This is a genomic window from Pseudomonas sp. LBUM1664 (genome assembly GCF_059695895.1).
The window spans coordinates 471,199-485,887 of sequence record NZ_CP166791.1 but is presented as its reverse complement, the minus strand read 5'-3'; the positions used below and the strand labels follow the sequence as shown (position 1 = coordinate 485,887).

The window sequence follows — 14,689 nt, the reverse complement described above, 5'->3', positions numbered from 1 at the left end:
GCAGGCACAGAAACCTGGATGTCTTGCTCGATTCCTGTGGGAGCAAGGCTTGCCCGCGATGCAGTCAACTTGGTCAGTCAGATGCTGCGCGTCACATTTGTCGCGGGCAAGCCTTGCTCCCACAGGGTTATCCACAAGCCGTTAGAAATCCTTGCACAGCCGCAGGGCGTCGTAGATCGCGGCGTGGGTATTACGCTGCGCCACGCAGTCGCCGATGCGGAACAGCAGATAGCCATCACCGCTCTGCTCCAGGCACGGTTGGGGCTTGATCGCGAACAGGGCTTCGACGTCGATCTGGCCCTTGTTGCGCGAACCCTCCTTGAGCGCGTAGTAGATTTCTTCGTCGGGCCGCACGCCGTTTTCCACCACCACCTGATCCACCACGCGCTCTTCCTTGGCACCGGTGTATTCGTTCTCCAGCACCGCTACCAGCTTGTCGCCTTCGCGGTAGACCTTCTCCAGCATCATGTCCCCAGTCATGATCACTTCCTTGGGGTACATGCTGCGGTAGTAGGTGGGGAACGAGGTCCCGCCAATGGCAACGCCTGGCTTGATGTCGTCGGTGACAATTTCGACCTGGCTGCCCTTGTCGGCGAGGAAGTCGGCCACCGACATCCCGGTGAACTCACAAATGGTGTCGTAGACCAGCACGTTCTTGCCCGGCGCAACCTTGCCGTCGAGCACATCCCAGCTGCTGACCACCAGCCCTTCGGCGGCGCCCCAGTGCTCGTTCTGCTCCAGGTTCGGATGCCCGCCAACGGCCAGCACCACCACGTCCGGACGCAGGTCCATGATGGTTGCAGCATCAGCCGCCACGCCCAGGCGCAGGTCGACTTTCAGCCGCGCCAGCTCCAGTTGGAACCAGCGGGTGATACCGGCGATCTGGTCCCGTTGCGGGGCTTTCGAGGCGGTGGTGATCTGCCCGCCGATAAATTCTTTTTTCTCGAACAGGGTCACGTCGTGCCCACGTTCGGCGGCCACGCGCGCCGCTTCCATCCCGGCCGGGCCGGCACCGACCACCACCACCTTGCGCTTGGGCCCCGTGGATTTCTCGATGATGTGCGGCACGCCCATGTATTCACGGGACGTCGCGGCGTTCTGGATGCACAGCACGTCCAGGCCCTGATACTGACGGTCGATGCAGTAGTTGGCACCGACGCACTGCTTGATCTGGTCGATCTGGCCCATCTTGATCTTGGCGATCAAGTGCGGATCGGCGATGTGGGCGCGGGTCATGCCGACCATGTCGACGTAACCGCCCTCCAGGATCCGCGTGGCCTGGTTCGGGTCTTTGATGTTCTGCGCGTGCAGCACCGGAACCTTGACCACTTCCTTGATACCGGCGGCCAGATGCAGGAACGGCTCCGGTGGATAACTCATGTTCGGGATGACATTGGCCAGGGTGTTGTGGGTGTCGCAACCCGAGCCCACCACGCCGATGAAATCCAGCATGCCGGTGTCGTCGTAGTACTTGGCGATCTGCTTCATGTCCTCGTGGGACAAACCGTCTGGGTGGAACTCGTCACCGCAGATGCGCATGCCCACGCAGAAATCGTCACCCACTTCAGCGCGCACGGCTTTGAGGACTTCCAGGCCGAACTTCATCCGGCCTTCGAAGCTGCCGCCCCATTCGTCGGTACGCTTGTTGACCCGCGGGCTCCAGAACTGGTCGATCATGTGCTGGTGCACGGCAGACAGCTCGACGCCGTCCAGGCCACCGGCCTTGGCACGCTTGGCAGCGCTGGCGTAGTTGCCGATCACCCGCCAGATTTCTTCCGGCTCGATGGTTTTGCAGGTGGCGCGGTGCACCGGCTCACGCACGCCGGACGGTGACATCAGGGTTGGCCAGTTGAAGCCGTCCCAGCGCGAGCGACGGCCCATGTGGGTAATCTGGATCATGATCTTGGCGCCATGCTTGTGCATGGCGTCGGCCAGGTTCTGGAAGTGCGGGATGATCCGGTCGGTGGACAGGTTCACCGAACTCCACCATTCCTGCGGGCTGTCGATGGCAACCACCGACGAGCCACCGCAGATCGCCAGGCCGATGCCGCCCTTGGCCTTCTCTTCGTAATACTTCACGTACCGGTCGGTGGTCATGCCGCCGTCGGTGGCGTATACCTCGGCGTGGGCCGTGCTGAGTACGCGGTTGCGGATGGTCAGTTTGCCGATCTGGATCGGCTGGAACATTGCTTCAAAAGCCATGGCGCGATCCTCGACTTACAACGGCTTGACGATGAACAGGCCGTCGTCGTGGCCTTCTTCGGAACCGCCGTAGACCTGCTCGGCCACCGTGCGGATCGCACTGCCGCGGGCGGCGAGGATCTGGTCCATGGCGCCGGCGAACCAGCCGGTGAACATGTAGTCGACTTTACGCCCGACCTTGCCGTAGACGTAGACGAATGCCGAGTGTTCGAGCTTGACGCTGGCGGTGCCTTTGTCGAGGTCGATGTCCTGGATTTTGAACAGGCCCCAGCCGCGCTGCGACAGGCGCTTCATGTAGTGCTCGAACACCGCGACACCTTCCAGCCCGTGGCATTCGGCTTCTTTTTCACACCAGTGCCAGGCGGATTTGTAGCCAGCCTTGTAGAGGATCTCGGCGTAGACGTCAGCGCCCAGCACTTCTTCGATGCCCATGTGGTTATTGACGAAGAAGTGACGCGGCACGTAGAGCATCGGCAGGGCGTCGGAGGTCCAGACACCGGTTTCGCTGTCGACTTCGATAGGCAGTTGAGGGGCGATTTTGGCCATGGAAACTTGACTCCGGAAATTCGTGGTATTGCCCGCGGCGCAGAGGGCCGCGGGTCAAGGACTCAGTGATGCGGCGGCGTTTATTCGCCCCAGACGTCCTTCAGGACGTTGACCCAGTTTTCGCCCATGATCTTGCGCACCACCCGCTCAGGATGGCCGCGCTTGAGCAGCGTCTCGGTGAGGTTCGGGAACTCGCCCACGGTGCGGATGCCCAGGGGGTTGATGATCTTGCCGAAGCTGGTCAGACGACGGGCATAGCCCTTGTCGTGGGTCAGCATTTCGAAGAAGTCCTGGCCGTGCCCCTGGGTGAAATCGGTGCCGATGCCGATGGCGTCTTCACCGACGATGTTCATGGTGTATTCGATGGCTTCGGCGTAGTCGTCGATGGTCGAATCGATGCCCTTGGCCAGGAACGGCGCGAACATCGTCACGCCGACGAAACCGCCATGGTCGGCGATAAATTTCAGCTCTTCATCGGACTTGTTGCGCGGGTGTTCTTTCAGGCCGGACGGCAGGCAATGGGAATAGCAGACCGGTTTCTTCGACTCGAGGATGACCTCTTCGGAAGTCTTGGAGCCGACGTGGGACAGGTCGCACATGATGCCGACCCGGTTCATCTCGGCCACCACTTCGCGACCGAAGCCCGACAGGCCGCCGTCGCGCTCGTAGCAGCCGGTGCCCACCAGGTTCTGGGTGTTGTAGCACATCTGCACCACACCGACGCCCAGCTGCTTGAAGATCTCGACATAGCCGAGTTGGTCTTCGAAAGCGTGGGCATTCTGGAAGCCGAAGATGATGCCGGTCTTGCCTTGTTCTTTGGCGCGACGGATGTCGGCGGTGGTTTTCACCGGGATCACCAGGTCGCTGTTCTCGCGGATCAGTTTCTGGCTGGCCACGATGTTGTTGATGGTGGCCTGGAAACCTTCCCACACCGACACGGTGCAGTTGGCTGCGGTCAGGCCGCCCTTGCGCATGTCTTCGAACAGGTCGCGGTTCCACTTGGCAATGATCAGCCCGTCGATAACGATGCTGTCGGCGTGCAATTGCGCTGGGCTCATCAGGCAGTCCCCTTTTGTCAGCGATTCATGCGCCGAATCGTGTGCCGGCGCTTTGGGGCCAGCATATGCCTGAGGGCCGTGGCGACCGGGTGCAAAAACGACAGGGGAATTGCCGAAAGCGTCAATCACAGGTAAAGGACTGTGACTGGCCCACCCTACCCGTCTGTTCTTTACCCGGCGCTTGCGCCAGAATCCGCCATTACTGGCTTTCACTGGACTCGAGCGGCGGCGCAATGAAATCAATACTCCTGGCTTTGGCACTGATCAGCACCGTCGCACACGCGACCCAAGACACCGAACAAAACCCCTGCGACGCCGTGGAAAACGACGTCCAGACCCTGGCCTGCTCGGTCTACGGCAAAAACGCCGCCGAACAATTGCTCAGCGAAAACCTGCAGGGCCTCAACGAACGCCTGCAAACCCGCTACGCCAGTGACAAAGCCCAACTCAACGACATCACCACCAAGATCAAGACCGCCCAACAACTGTGGCAAAAACAGCGGGACGCCGACTGCGCCATCGCAGCCTTCCCGGCCAAACCCGGCAGCGAGGCCTACAAAATCGCCGAAAACGACTGCATGGCCCAGATGAGCGATGATCGATCGGAGTTTTTGGAGTCGATTGGGCAGGAGTGATGCGTCAGAAACCGCTTAGCACGGTAAGCTGCACGCACCACCGGTAAAGGGATTCACATGAAAATCTGCGGCATCGAAATCAAAGGCAGCGAAGCGATCATCGCCGTTGCCTCGCTGGATCAACAGGCGTTGAGCCACGTCGCGCTGAATACCAAGAAAATTGCCCTGGACGACGATGACGAAGCCGTCAACGTCAAGGCCTTTGCTGCCCAGGTGCGGGCGTTTGTGGCGGATAACGGTATCGAACGCATTGCCATCAAGAAGCGCAGCAAGAAAGGCGAGTTCGCCGGCGGGCCGACCACGTTCAAGATCGAAGGGGTTTTCCAGTTGCTGGAGGGCTGCGAGGTGACACTGCTGTCGCCGCAGACCATCAATGCACAGAACAAGAAACACGACTTCGCCCTACCGGCGACGCTGAACAAGTATCAGCATGAGGCGTATAAGGCGGCGTGTTCGGCGTTGGTGAAGAAATAAGCCCGACACAACATCCTAAGCAAAGCAGATCTCTGTGGGAGCGGGCTTGCTCGCGAAAGCGGAATTTCAGTCAACACTGATGTTGGATGTTAAGTCGCATTCGCGAGCAAGCCCGCTCCCACATTTGCCTTGTGTGTAGCCTGAAATCTTCTGTCAAACCACCTCCCGCCCATCCCCCTGCCGCCGCCGATCCTCTCGCGGGCAGCGCGCAAACCGTGCCCGATAACTGCGGGTGAAGTACGACGGTGATTCAAAGCCGCAGGCGATGCTCACTTCCAACACGCTCATGTCGGTTTGACGCAGCAGTTGCCGGGCTTTTTCCAGGCGCAGGCGCAGGTAGAAGTTGCTGGGGGTGTCGTTCAGGTGCAGGCGAAACAGGCGTTCGAGCTGGCGCCGCGTGACGTTGATGGACTCGGCCAGGGCCAAGGTGCTCAGGGGCGGTTCGCTGTGGGTTTCCATCTCGCCGATGACGTGCACCAGCTTCTTGTTGCGAATGCCGTAACGGCTGGCGATTTCCATGCGCTGGTGGTCTTTGCGCGGGCGGATGCGGCCGAGCACGAATTGTTCGCTGACCTGAATCGCCAGTTCGGCGCCGTGGGCCTGACCGATCAGATCCAGCATCAGGTCGATGGAAGCCGTGCCACCGGCGCAAGTGATGCGACGGCGGTCGATTTCGAACAGCTCCTGGGTCACGCTCAGTTGTGGATAAGACTCCTTGAACGCCTCGATCGCTTCCCAATGCAGGGTCACACGGTGTCCTTCCAGCAGCCCCGCCTCGGCCAGGACCACGCTGCCGGTGTCGATCCCGCCCAGGGTCACGCCTTCGTTGTCCAGCCGGTGCAGCCAGCGCTCCAATGCTGGGGTGGCGAACTTCAGCGGTTCGAACCCCGCCACCACCCAGGCCGTGGCGCCCTTCTTCAGCGGCTCAAGGGTCGCATCGGCGTTGACCGACATGCCATTGCTCGCCAGTACCGCCCCGCCATCGGCGCTCAACACATGCCAGCGGTACAACTCGCCGCGAAAGCGATTGGCGACCCGCAATGGCTCGATCGCCGAAATGAAACCGATGGCCGAAAAACCCGGCATCAACAAGAAGTAGAAATCCTGGGACATGGAGCGCACTCGGTTGGCGGGTCGCGTGCGGACCTTGATACCCCAGTTGCAAGGGCCGTTCAAGAGGACAGGTCGCTGCAGTGCAAGAGCGAGTCGCCGCAGTGCGCTTTGCCAAAGACCCGGCTGCGTAACTTGGCATCACCGGCGCGTAGATGCCGGACCCCATAACAATGATCTGCCGAGGACCCCGCCATGAAACGATTGATCAACTACTGCGTTCTTGCATTGAGCGGTACCACCTTCCTGGGCTCCGCCGCCATGGCGACCGAGCCCGCTACGTGCCAGAACGTGCGCCTGGGCGTGGTCAACTGGACCGACGTCATCGCCACCAGCGCGCTGACCCAGGTGATGCTCGACGGCCTCGGCTACAAGACCAAACAGACCAGTGCCTCCCAGCAGATTATCTTCGCCGGCATCCGCGACCAGCGCCTGGACATGTTCCTGGGCTACTGGAACCCGCTGATGACCCAGACCCTCACCCCGTTCGTTGAGGCCAAGCAGGTGAAGGTGCTGGAACAGCCAAGCCTCAAGGATGCCCGCGCCACCCTGGCCGTACCGACTTACCTGGCTGACAAGGGCCTGAAGACGTTCGCCGATATCGCCAAGTTCGAGAAGGAACTGGGCGGCAAGATCTATGGCATCGAGCCTGGCTCCGGCGCCAATACCCAGATCAAAGCGATGATCGCCAAGAACCAGTTCGGCCTGGGCAAGTTCCAGCTGGTGGAGTCCAGCGAGGCCGGCATGCTCGCGGCCGTTGATCGCGCCGTGCGGCGCAAGGAAGCCGTGGTGTTTTTCGGCTGGGCACCGCACCCGATGAACATCAACGTGCAAATGACCTACCTCACCGGCAGCGAAGACGCCCTCGGCCCGAACGAAGGCATGGCCACGGTGTGGACCGTCACCGCGCCGGACTACGCCCAGCAATGCCCGAACGTCAGCCGCCTACTGAGCAACCTGACCTTCAGCGCCGAAGACGAGAGCCGGATGATGCAGCCGCTGCTGGATCACAAGGATCCGCTCGAATCGGCCCGGCAATGGCTCAAGGACCATCCGCAAGACAAGCAGCGCTGGCTCGAAGGCGTGACCACCTTCGATGGCAAACCAGCCGCCGACAACCTGCAACTGACCAGCCACTGAACAAACGTTATCCCTCTGCGCAGCGCCAAGCGACTGCGCAGTGACTCACCTCGCCTGAAGGAACCCGCACCATGAACCACGACGTCATCATCACCTGCGCACTCACCGGTGCTGGCGACACGAGCGCCAAGAGCCCTCACGTACCGGTCACCCCGAAACAGATCGCCGCGGCCGCCGTCGAGGCCGCCAAGGCCGGGGCCACGGTGGTCCATTGCCACGTTCGCGACCCGCTGACCGGCAAGTTCAGCCGCGACGTGGCGCTGTACCGCGAGGTGATGGAGCGTATCCGTGAGGCGGACGTGGACATCATCGTCAACCTCACCGCCGGCATGGGCGGCGACCTGGAGATCGGTGGCGGCGAACACCCGATGGCGTTCGGTCCCAACACCGACCTGGTGGGCCCGCTGACCCGCCTGGCCCACGTCGAAGCGCTGTTGCCGGAAATCTGCACCCTGGATTGCGGCACCCTGAACTTCGGCGACGGCGACGCTATTTACGTCTCCACCCCGGCGCAACTGCGGGCGGGAGCCAAGCGCATCACCGAGCTGGGGGTCAAGGCCGAACTGGAAATCTTCGACACCGGTCACCTGTGGTTCGCCAAGCAACTGATCAAGGAAGGCCTGCTGGACAACCCACTGTTCCAGCTGTGCCTGGGCATTCCGTGGGGGGCGCCGGCCGACACCACCACCATGAAAGCCATGGTCGACAACCTGCCGGCAGACGCCGTGTGGGCCGGTTTCGGCATCGGCCGCATGCAAATGCCAATGGCCGCCCAGGCCGTGCTGCTGGGGGGCAACGTACGGGTCGGGCTGGAAGACAACCTGTGGCTGGACAGGGGCGTACTCGCCACCAATGGCCAACTGGTGGAACGCGCCGGCGAAATCCTCAGCCGCCTCGGGGCACGCGTGCTTACCCCGGCTGAGGGCCGCAAGAAAATGGGCCTGACCCAACGCGGCTGACCAGACACCTCCCCCTTGCTCCCACAGGGGATCTTCACTCTTTTCAGGAAATCACCATGAGCTTTATCACCGACATCAAAACCTTCGCCGCCCTGGGCAGCGGTGTGATCGGCAGCGGCTGGGTCAGCCGGGCCCTGGCCCATGGCCTGGACGTCGTGGCCTGGGACCCGGCGCCGGGTGCCGAGTCGGCGTTGCGCAAGCGCGTCGCCAACGCCTGGGGCGCCTTGGAGAAACAAGGCCTGGCACCCGGTGCCTCGCAGGACCGGCTACGCTTTGTCGCGACCATCGAAGAATGCGTGCGCGACGCCGACTTCATCCAGGAAAGCGCCCCCGAGCGCCTGGAGCTGAAACTCGAACTGCACAGCCAGATCAGCGCCGCCGCCAAGCCGAACGCGCTGATCGGCTCCAGCACTTCAGGGCTGCTGCCGAGCGAGTTCTACGAAGGTTCCATCCACCCGGAACGCTGCGTGGTCGGGCACCCGTTCAACCCGGTTTACCTGTTGCCGCTGGTGGAAGTGGTGGGCGGCAAAAACACCGCGCCCGAAGCAGTGCAGGCAGCGATGCAGGTGTACCAATCCCTCGGCATGCGGCCGCTGCACGTGCGCAAGGAAGTGCCCGGTTTCATCGCCGATCGGCTGCTCGAAGCCCTGTGGCGCGAGGCGCTGCACCTGGTCAACGACGGCGTGGCCACCACTGGCGAAATCGATGACGCCATCCGCTTTGGCGCGGGATTGCGCTGGTCGTTCATGGGCACGTTCCTGACGTACACCCTGGCCGGCGGCGATGCCGGAATGCGCCACTTCATGGCCCAGTTCGGCCCGGCGCTGCAACTGCCTTGGACCTACCTGCCGGCGCCGGAGCTGACCGAGAAACTGATCGACGACGTGGTGGACGGCACGCGTGAACAACTGGGCAACCACAGCATTTCGGCCCTGGAGCGCTATCGTGATGATTGCCTGCTGGCGGTGCTGGCGGCGGTGAAGGCCACCAAGGCCAAGCATGGAATGGCCTTCACCGAATAGTCCCCTGTGGGGGCGGGCTTGCTCGCGAAGAGGCCGGTACATCCGCTAAATATCTTGCGGCAGATACACCGCCTTCGCGAGCAAGCCCGCTCCCACATGAATCCCAATCTTCAGTTGGATTGTCATCATGCCCACCCTCACCACCTACCAAACCCGCATCCTCCCCGAATGGGTCGATTACAACGGCCATCTACGCGATGCCTTTTACCTGCTGATATTCAGCTACGCCACCGACGCCCTGATGGACGGGCTCGGCATGGACAGCCAGAACCGCGAAGCCAGTGGCCACTCGCTGTTCACCCTCGAACTGCACCTTAATTACCTGCACGAAGTGAAGCTCGACGCCGAGGTAGAGGTGCACACACAAATCATCGGCCATGACTCCAAACGCCTGCACCTCTACCACAGCCTGCACCTGTCAGGCGGGGACAAAGCGCTCGCGGGCAATGAACAAATGCTGCTGCACGTCGACCTGGCCGGCCCGCGTTCGACACCCTTCACCGAGCAAACCCTGGGCAAGCTCAGCGCACTGATCGAGGAGCAATCCGACCTGCCGCCACCGGCGTACATCGGTCGAGTCATCGCACTGCCATAAACGATCAGCAATCACGCGAGCAAAAAAATCCCCGATCAAGCCGTGACAGGATCGGGGCAGGTTGCGTGACTGGAGGAGCTGTCGCGCGAGGGTGACCAAACCATCGTGATTCAGCTTGAGGCCAGTGTGCCCAGTCCTCGCCTGTTCGAGTTAGCCGAAAACGACCTGTTCATAGGTATCCGGGCCATTGCGACAATTTGCCCTTGCCGCCGCTGCGGGTGGCTACCAGAATCGAGTCACGACCCCAATCCCTGAACAAGGAAAAGCGTCATGATGCACGCCGAATTGATCGACCAGGAAGACCTGTTGGGCCAGCTCAAGGCCCTGGGACTGCAGATACCCAGCGGCTCCACCGCCGAGCAGGCCTGCCAGTGTGCAGTGCGGGGATTGGACCAGGCCCGCGCCAATGAACTGCGCCTGATGGTCAAGAACATGTACACCAGCAGTGCGACCATCCTGCCGGCCGTGCGCCGGGCGATAGATAAGCAATTGTTACCGGCATTGGCGCAATACCAACAGAACCATAGCGCCTGATTGATCCCTTTCGCGAGCAAGCCCGCTCCCACATTTGACCGAGTTCTACCGTGAGAATACGGTCGAATGTGGGAGCGGGCTTGCTCGCGAATACAGGCGCCTCGGTCTAGAGCCTTACACTGGCAAACGTCGACTCATTACGCGCCTGGCTCAACGCCGACAGCGGGCCGGACAGCGGCGACAGCACCAAGGCCTGTGGCAGCGGCATCATCGCCACCTGTTGCGTGGTGTTGGAGCCTACGCGCTCGTCGCGCGGTGGAATGCCGAAGTATTCGCGGTAGCACTTGGAGAAGTGCGGCGTGGAGACGAAACCGCACACCGACGCCACTTCGATGATCGACATCGGCGTCTGCTTGAGCAGTTGCCGCGCACGAATCAGCCGCAACTTGAGGTAATAGCGCGACGGCGAGCAGTGCAGGTACTTCTGGAACAGGCGCTCCAGCTGACGCCGGGACACGGCGACGTACACCGCCAATTCGTCCAGGTCGATCGGCTCTTCGAGGTTGGCTTCCATCAGCGCCACGATTTCCTGCAACTTCGGCTGGTTGGTGCCGAGCATGTGCTTGAGCGGCACGCGCTGGTGATCCTGCTCGTTGCGGATGCGCTCATAGACAAACATTTCGGAGATCGCCGCCGACAGTTCACGACCGTGATCGCGGCTGATCAGGTGCAGCATCATGTCCAGCGGCGCGGTGCCGCCGGAGCTGGTGAAGCGGTTGCGGTCGAGGGTGAACAAGCGAGTGCTCATCGATACCCGCGGGAAAGCTTCCTGCATCGCCGCCAGGCATTCCCAGTGCACACTGCAATCGAAACCGTCCAGCAGGCCGGCGCACGCCAGGGCCCAGCTGCCAGTACAAACCGCGCCGAGGCGACGGGACTGACGGGCCTGGCCTTGCAGCCACGACACGTGTTCACGGGTGACGGTGCGCTGGATGCCGATGCCGCCACAGACGATGACGGTGTCCAGTGCCGGTGCTTTGTGCATGGAGGCGTCCGGGGTGATCTGCAAACCGTCACTGGCCCAGACCTGCCCACCATCGACGGTGAGGGTGGTCCAGCGATACAGCTCGCGGCCGGACAGCTGGTTGGCCATGCGCAGCGGTTCTACCGCGGACGCCAGGGAAATCAGCGTGAAATTGTCCAACAGCAAAAAGCCGATGGATTGAGGCGCACGGTTCTGGGGCTGGGCCCCGGAGTTGGACGTCGTCATCGCGGTATCTCCTCACACAAAGCGGGTGATGGCCTCAGGCGGAGGCTCTTGTTATTGCCATCGTTCTCTTGCGTGAGACGGGGCTTTATCGGGATAGAGCAATTGCCATGCCTAAAATTGAATGCGCGTTCAATAACTCCTGAAAACGACATCGCAGCCTGTCTATATAAGGCGCACATCGAGTACGGGTTATAAGCCTCATCAATGGCGGCAGGCACTTGCCACAGCGGTCTGTGAGCAGATCGGTAGCACTTGTGGGAACAGGGCTTCGGCGCTTGCGCAACGGGTATCACCACAGGCGCGGATGACGGACGGTAGGGCGGCATACCGCAGTTGAAGCGAGCACAGGCGTCTTGTCTGTTTGCGACGCGCTAAAAGGTGGCGCGTTTACCCGTTGGTGTTCATTTAGTGAGCAGTGATCGTTCCCACGCTCTGCGTAGGAATGCAGCCCGGCCTCAGCACTCCACCGCACTGACCGCCAACCCACCCCGCGATGTCTCTTTATATTTGTCATGCATGTCGGCGCCGGTATCGCGCATGGTGCGGATCACCCGGTCCAGCGAGATGAAATGCTGGCCATCACCGCGCAGCGCCATTTGTGCGGCATTGATGGCTTTCACCGCAGCAATCGCGTTGCGCTCGATGCACGGCACCTGCACCAGGCCGCCCACCGGGTCGCAAGTCAGGCCGAGGTTATGTTCCAGGCCGATTTCCGCCGCGTTGCACAGCTGCTCCGGCGTGGCGCCAAGAATTTCCGCCAAACCGGCCGCCGCCATGGCGCAGGCTGAACCGACTTCGCCCTGGCAACCGACTTCGGCGCCGGAGATCGATGCATTCTTTTTGCACAGGATCCCCACCGCCGCCGCCCCGAGGAAATAATCCACTACGTTGGCGTCGGTGACCGCTTCGCTGAATTTCATGAAGTAATGCAGCACCGCCGGAATGATCCCCGCCGCGCCATTGGTCGGCGCCGTGACCATGCGCCCACCGGCGGCGTTTTCTTCATTGACCGCCAGGGCGAACAGGTTGACCCACTCCATGGCGCTCAGGGTCGAGCCAATGACATTCGGCTTGTTCAGCTCTTGCAGGCTGCGGTGCAATTTGGCCGCACGCCGGCGCACATTCAAACCGCCAGGCAGGATGCCTTCATGCTTGAGGCCGTGCTCGACGCAATCCTGCATCGCCCGCCAAAGTTTCATCAGGCCACTGCGGATCTCCTCTTCCGGGCGCCAGACCTTTTCGTTGGCCATCATCAATTCGGCCACCCGCAGGTGGTGGGTGCGACACAGTTCGAGCAGTTCTTCAGCGCTGGAGAAATCGTAAGGCAGCTCGGTGCGATCCAGGTCCACCACGCCGCTGGACGCCTGGGCCTGATCGACGACGAAGCCACCGCCAACCGAATAATAGGTGTCACGGTGCAACTCACCGTTGTCGCCCTCGGCCACCAGCGTCATTGCGTTGGGATGGAACGGCAGGTTTTCATCGATCAGGCGCATGTCCCGGGACCACAGGAAAGGCACCGGCAAGCGACCGTCCAGCAGCAGAGTCTGGGTTTCGCGCAACAGCTCGATGCGGGTGCCAATCTGCGAAGGGTCGATTGCGTCCGGCCACTCGCCCATCAAGCCCATGATTACGGCGTTGTCGCTGCCGTGGCCGATGCCGGTGGCCGACAGGGAGCCAAACAACTGCACCTCGACCCGGCGCACATCGTGCAGCAGCGCTTTTTGTCGCAGGGCTTCAACGAACAGCGCCGCGGCGCGCATGGGCCCCACGGTATGAGAACTGGACGGGCCGATACCGATTTTGAACAGGTCGAACACGCTGATTGCCATTGCCGAGAACCTCCAGAACGAGCACATCCGGGCGCAGGAGCGCCCGGTGACGGAGCTGCTACGCTCAACGCCGGGATGGCCGCATCATCGGGCTTTTGCCCTGGCGTTCGACGTCTGACACCGACGCAATCATGCCCACCAGCGCCGCCCGGTTCTTACCCCGGTTTTACGCCGTTTTTTTGCGTATCAGGGGCCTGCCAAGGGCGGAAAAAATCTGTAAACGACGTCACCGACACTGGATGCGACCCTCCCTGTACTGGATACGACCCACCCTGTAGGCGTCAGATTTGCACTGGTACATGATCAGTTACGGCTCGTTTGCAAGGCCGCGTGTCAGAAGAGTGCCCACGCGCCACCAACCGCAACATCCATAAGCGCGGTTGTCCTGACCGGACACTGCCGATAAAACACCAGGAGTCCACCCATGAAAGGTTCCACGCCGTTGTTGTTGGCCGCCATGTTGAGTCTTCCAATGCTGGCCAACGCTGCAGAACCCGAACAATGCAGCACCGTTAACTTCTCCGATGTCGGCTGGACCGACATCACCGTGACCACGGCCACGACCAGCGTGGTACTCGACGCCCTGGGCTACAAGACCAAGACCACCATGATTTCCGTACCGGTGACCTACAAGTCCCTGGCCGACGGCAAGAACATGGACGTGTTCCTCGGCAACTGGATGCCGACCATGGAAAACGACATCAAGGCCTATCGCGAAGCGGGCACCGTGGAAACCCTGCGCGCCAACCTGGAGAACGCCAAGTACACCCTGGCGGTCCCCGAAGCCTTGTATGAAAAAGGTCTCAAGGATTTCGCCGACATTGCCAAGTTCAAGAAGGAATTGGACGGCAAGATCTACGGTATCGAACCGGGTAACGATGGCAACCGCCTGATCCAGAGCATGATCGACAAGAACGCCTTCGGCCTCAAGGACGCCGGCTTCAAGGTCGTCGAGTCCAGCGAAGCCGGCATGCTGTCGCAGGTCGATCGCGCCCAGCGGCGCAGCACCGCCGTGGTGTTCCTGGGCTGGGAACCGCACCCGATGAACACCCGCTTCAAGATGAAGTACCTCACCGGGGGTGACGACTACTTCGGCCCGAACTTCGGTCAGGCAACCATCTACACCAACACCCGCAAGGGCTACGCCCAGGAATGCAGCAACGTTGGTCAGTTGCTGAAAAACCTGGTGTTCACCCTGGACATGGAGAGCACGCTGATGGGCAACGTGCTCGACGACAAGATGAAGCCTGACGCCGCCGCCAAGGCGTGGCTGAAGAAAAACCCACAGGTGCTCGATACCTGGCTCGCTGGCGTGACCACCATTGACGGTAAACCAGGCCTGGAGGCCGTGAAAGCCAAGCTCGCCCAATAA

At 61.5% G+C, this 14,689-nt stretch carries 14 protein-coding genes; 8 read left to right on the top strand and 6 right to left on the bottom strand.

What is annotated here, in order from left to right; all coding sequences use genetic code 11:
• Positions 1-141 precede the first annotated feature (141 nt).
• From dgcA to ACA047_RS02300, 3 genes are all read right to left on the bottom strand, one after another.
• Positions 142-2,202 (bottom strand): dimethylglycine demethylation protein DgcA, encoded by a 2,061-nt coding sequence (dgcA, locus tag ACA047_RS02310; RefSeq protein ID WP_497356347.1) that lies wholly within the window; start codon positions 2,200-2,202, stop codon positions 142-144.
• Between the two features lie 15 nt (positions 2,203-2,217).
• Complete coding sequence (locus ACA047_RS02305; RefSeq protein WP_497356345.1) at positions 2,218-2,748, bottom strand: DUF5943 domain-containing protein; 531 nt, start codon at positions 2,746-2,748, stop codon at positions 2,218-2,220.
• 80 nt (positions 2,749-2,828) lie between these two features.
• On the bottom strand, positions 2,829-3,806 hold the full coding sequence (locus ACA047_RS02300; RefSeq protein WP_497356343.1) for a dipeptidase: 978 nt from the start codon (positions 3,804-3,806) through the stop codon (positions 2,829-2,831).
• Between the two features lie 233 nt (positions 3,807-4,039).
• On the opposite strand from ACA047_RS02300, the gene ACA047_RS02295 reads away from it, so the two are divergent.
• Positions 4,040-4,441: a lysozyme inhibitor LprI family protein gene (locus ACA047_RS02295; protein WP_497356341.1), complete on the top strand. Its 402-nt coding sequence runs from the start codon at positions 4,040-4,042 to the stop codon at positions 4,439-4,441.
• Between the two features lie 57 nt (positions 4,442-4,498).
• On the top strand, positions 4,499-4,915 hold the full coding sequence (locus ACA047_RS02290; protein WP_497356339.1) for a DUF3010 family protein: 417 nt from the start codon (positions 4,499-4,501) through the stop codon (positions 4,913-4,915).
• Positions 4,916-5,068: 153 nt separating this feature from the next.
• Here the strand turns inward: ACA047_RS02290 and ACA047_RS02285 are convergent, their stop codons facing one another.
• Positions 5,069-6,028 (bottom strand): GlxA family transcriptional regulator, encoded by a 960-nt coding sequence (locus ACA047_RS02285; RefSeq protein ID WP_497356337.1) that lies wholly within the window; start codon positions 6,026-6,028, stop codon positions 5,069-5,071.
• A gap of 192 nt (positions 6,029-6,220) precedes the next feature.
• Here ACA047_RS02285 and ACA047_RS02280 point away from each other — a divergent pair, with 192 nt between their 5' ends.
• The 5 genes from ACA047_RS02280 to ACA047_RS02260 all read left to right on the top strand — a co-directional run bounded on the left by ACA047_RS02280 (position 6,221) and on the right by ACA047_RS02260 (position 10,275).
• Complete coding sequence (locus ACA047_RS02280; protein ID WP_497356335.1) at positions 6,221-7,165, top strand: choline ABC transporter substrate-binding protein; 945 nt, start codon at positions 6,221-6,223, stop codon at positions 7,163-7,165.
• Positions 7,166-7,236: 71 nt separating this feature from the next.
• Positions 7,237-8,124 (top strand): 3-dehydrocarnitine:acetyl-CoA trimethylamine transferase CdhC, encoded by an 888-nt coding sequence (cdhC, locus tag ACA047_RS02275; protein WP_497356333.1) that lies wholly within the window; start codon positions 7,237-7,239, stop codon positions 8,122-8,124.
• A 56-nt stretch (positions 8,125-8,180) separates the two neighbouring features.
• Entirely contained in the window at positions 8,181-9,146 is a 966-nt protein-coding gene (locus tag ACA047_RS02270; RefSeq protein ID WP_497356331.1) for an L-carnitine dehydrogenase, read from the top strand.
• A 127-nt stretch (positions 9,147-9,273) separates the two neighbouring features.
• A complete protein-coding gene (locus ACA047_RS02265) occupies positions 9,274-9,741 on the top strand; it encodes a thioesterase family protein (protein ID WP_497356329.1) in 468 nt (155 codons plus the stop codon).
• A gap of 270 nt (positions 9,742-10,011) precedes the next feature.
• Positions 10,012-10,275 (top strand): hypothetical protein, encoded by a 264-nt coding sequence (locus tag ACA047_RS02260; RefSeq protein ID WP_497356327.1) that lies wholly within the window; start codon positions 10,012-10,014, stop codon positions 10,273-10,275.
• 106 nt (positions 10,276-10,381) lie between these two features.
• Here ACA047_RS02260 and gbdR read toward each other — a convergent pair whose 3' ends face one another.
• The gene (gene gbdR, locus ACA047_RS02255) at positions 10,382-11,485 is read right to left on the bottom strand and encodes a choline metabolism transcriptional regulator GbdR (protein WP_013694424.1); all 1,104 of its coding nucleotides are present in this window, start codon (positions 11,483-11,485) and stop codon (positions 10,382-10,384) included.
• Positions 11,486-11,940: 455 nt separating this feature from the next.
• Complete coding sequence (locus ACA047_RS02250; RefSeq protein ID WP_497356325.1) at positions 11,941-13,317, bottom strand: L-serine ammonia-lyase; 1,377 nt, start codon at positions 13,315-13,317, stop codon at positions 11,941-11,943.
• 424 nt (positions 13,318-13,741) lie between these two features.
• Between ACA047_RS02250 and ACA047_RS02245 the strand changes: the two genes are divergently transcribed.
• Positions 13,742-14,689, top strand: coding sequence for a choline ABC transporter substrate-binding protein (locus ACA047_RS02245; RefSeq protein ID WP_497356323.1), 948 nt, complete (start codon positions 13,742-13,744; stop codon positions 14,687-14,689).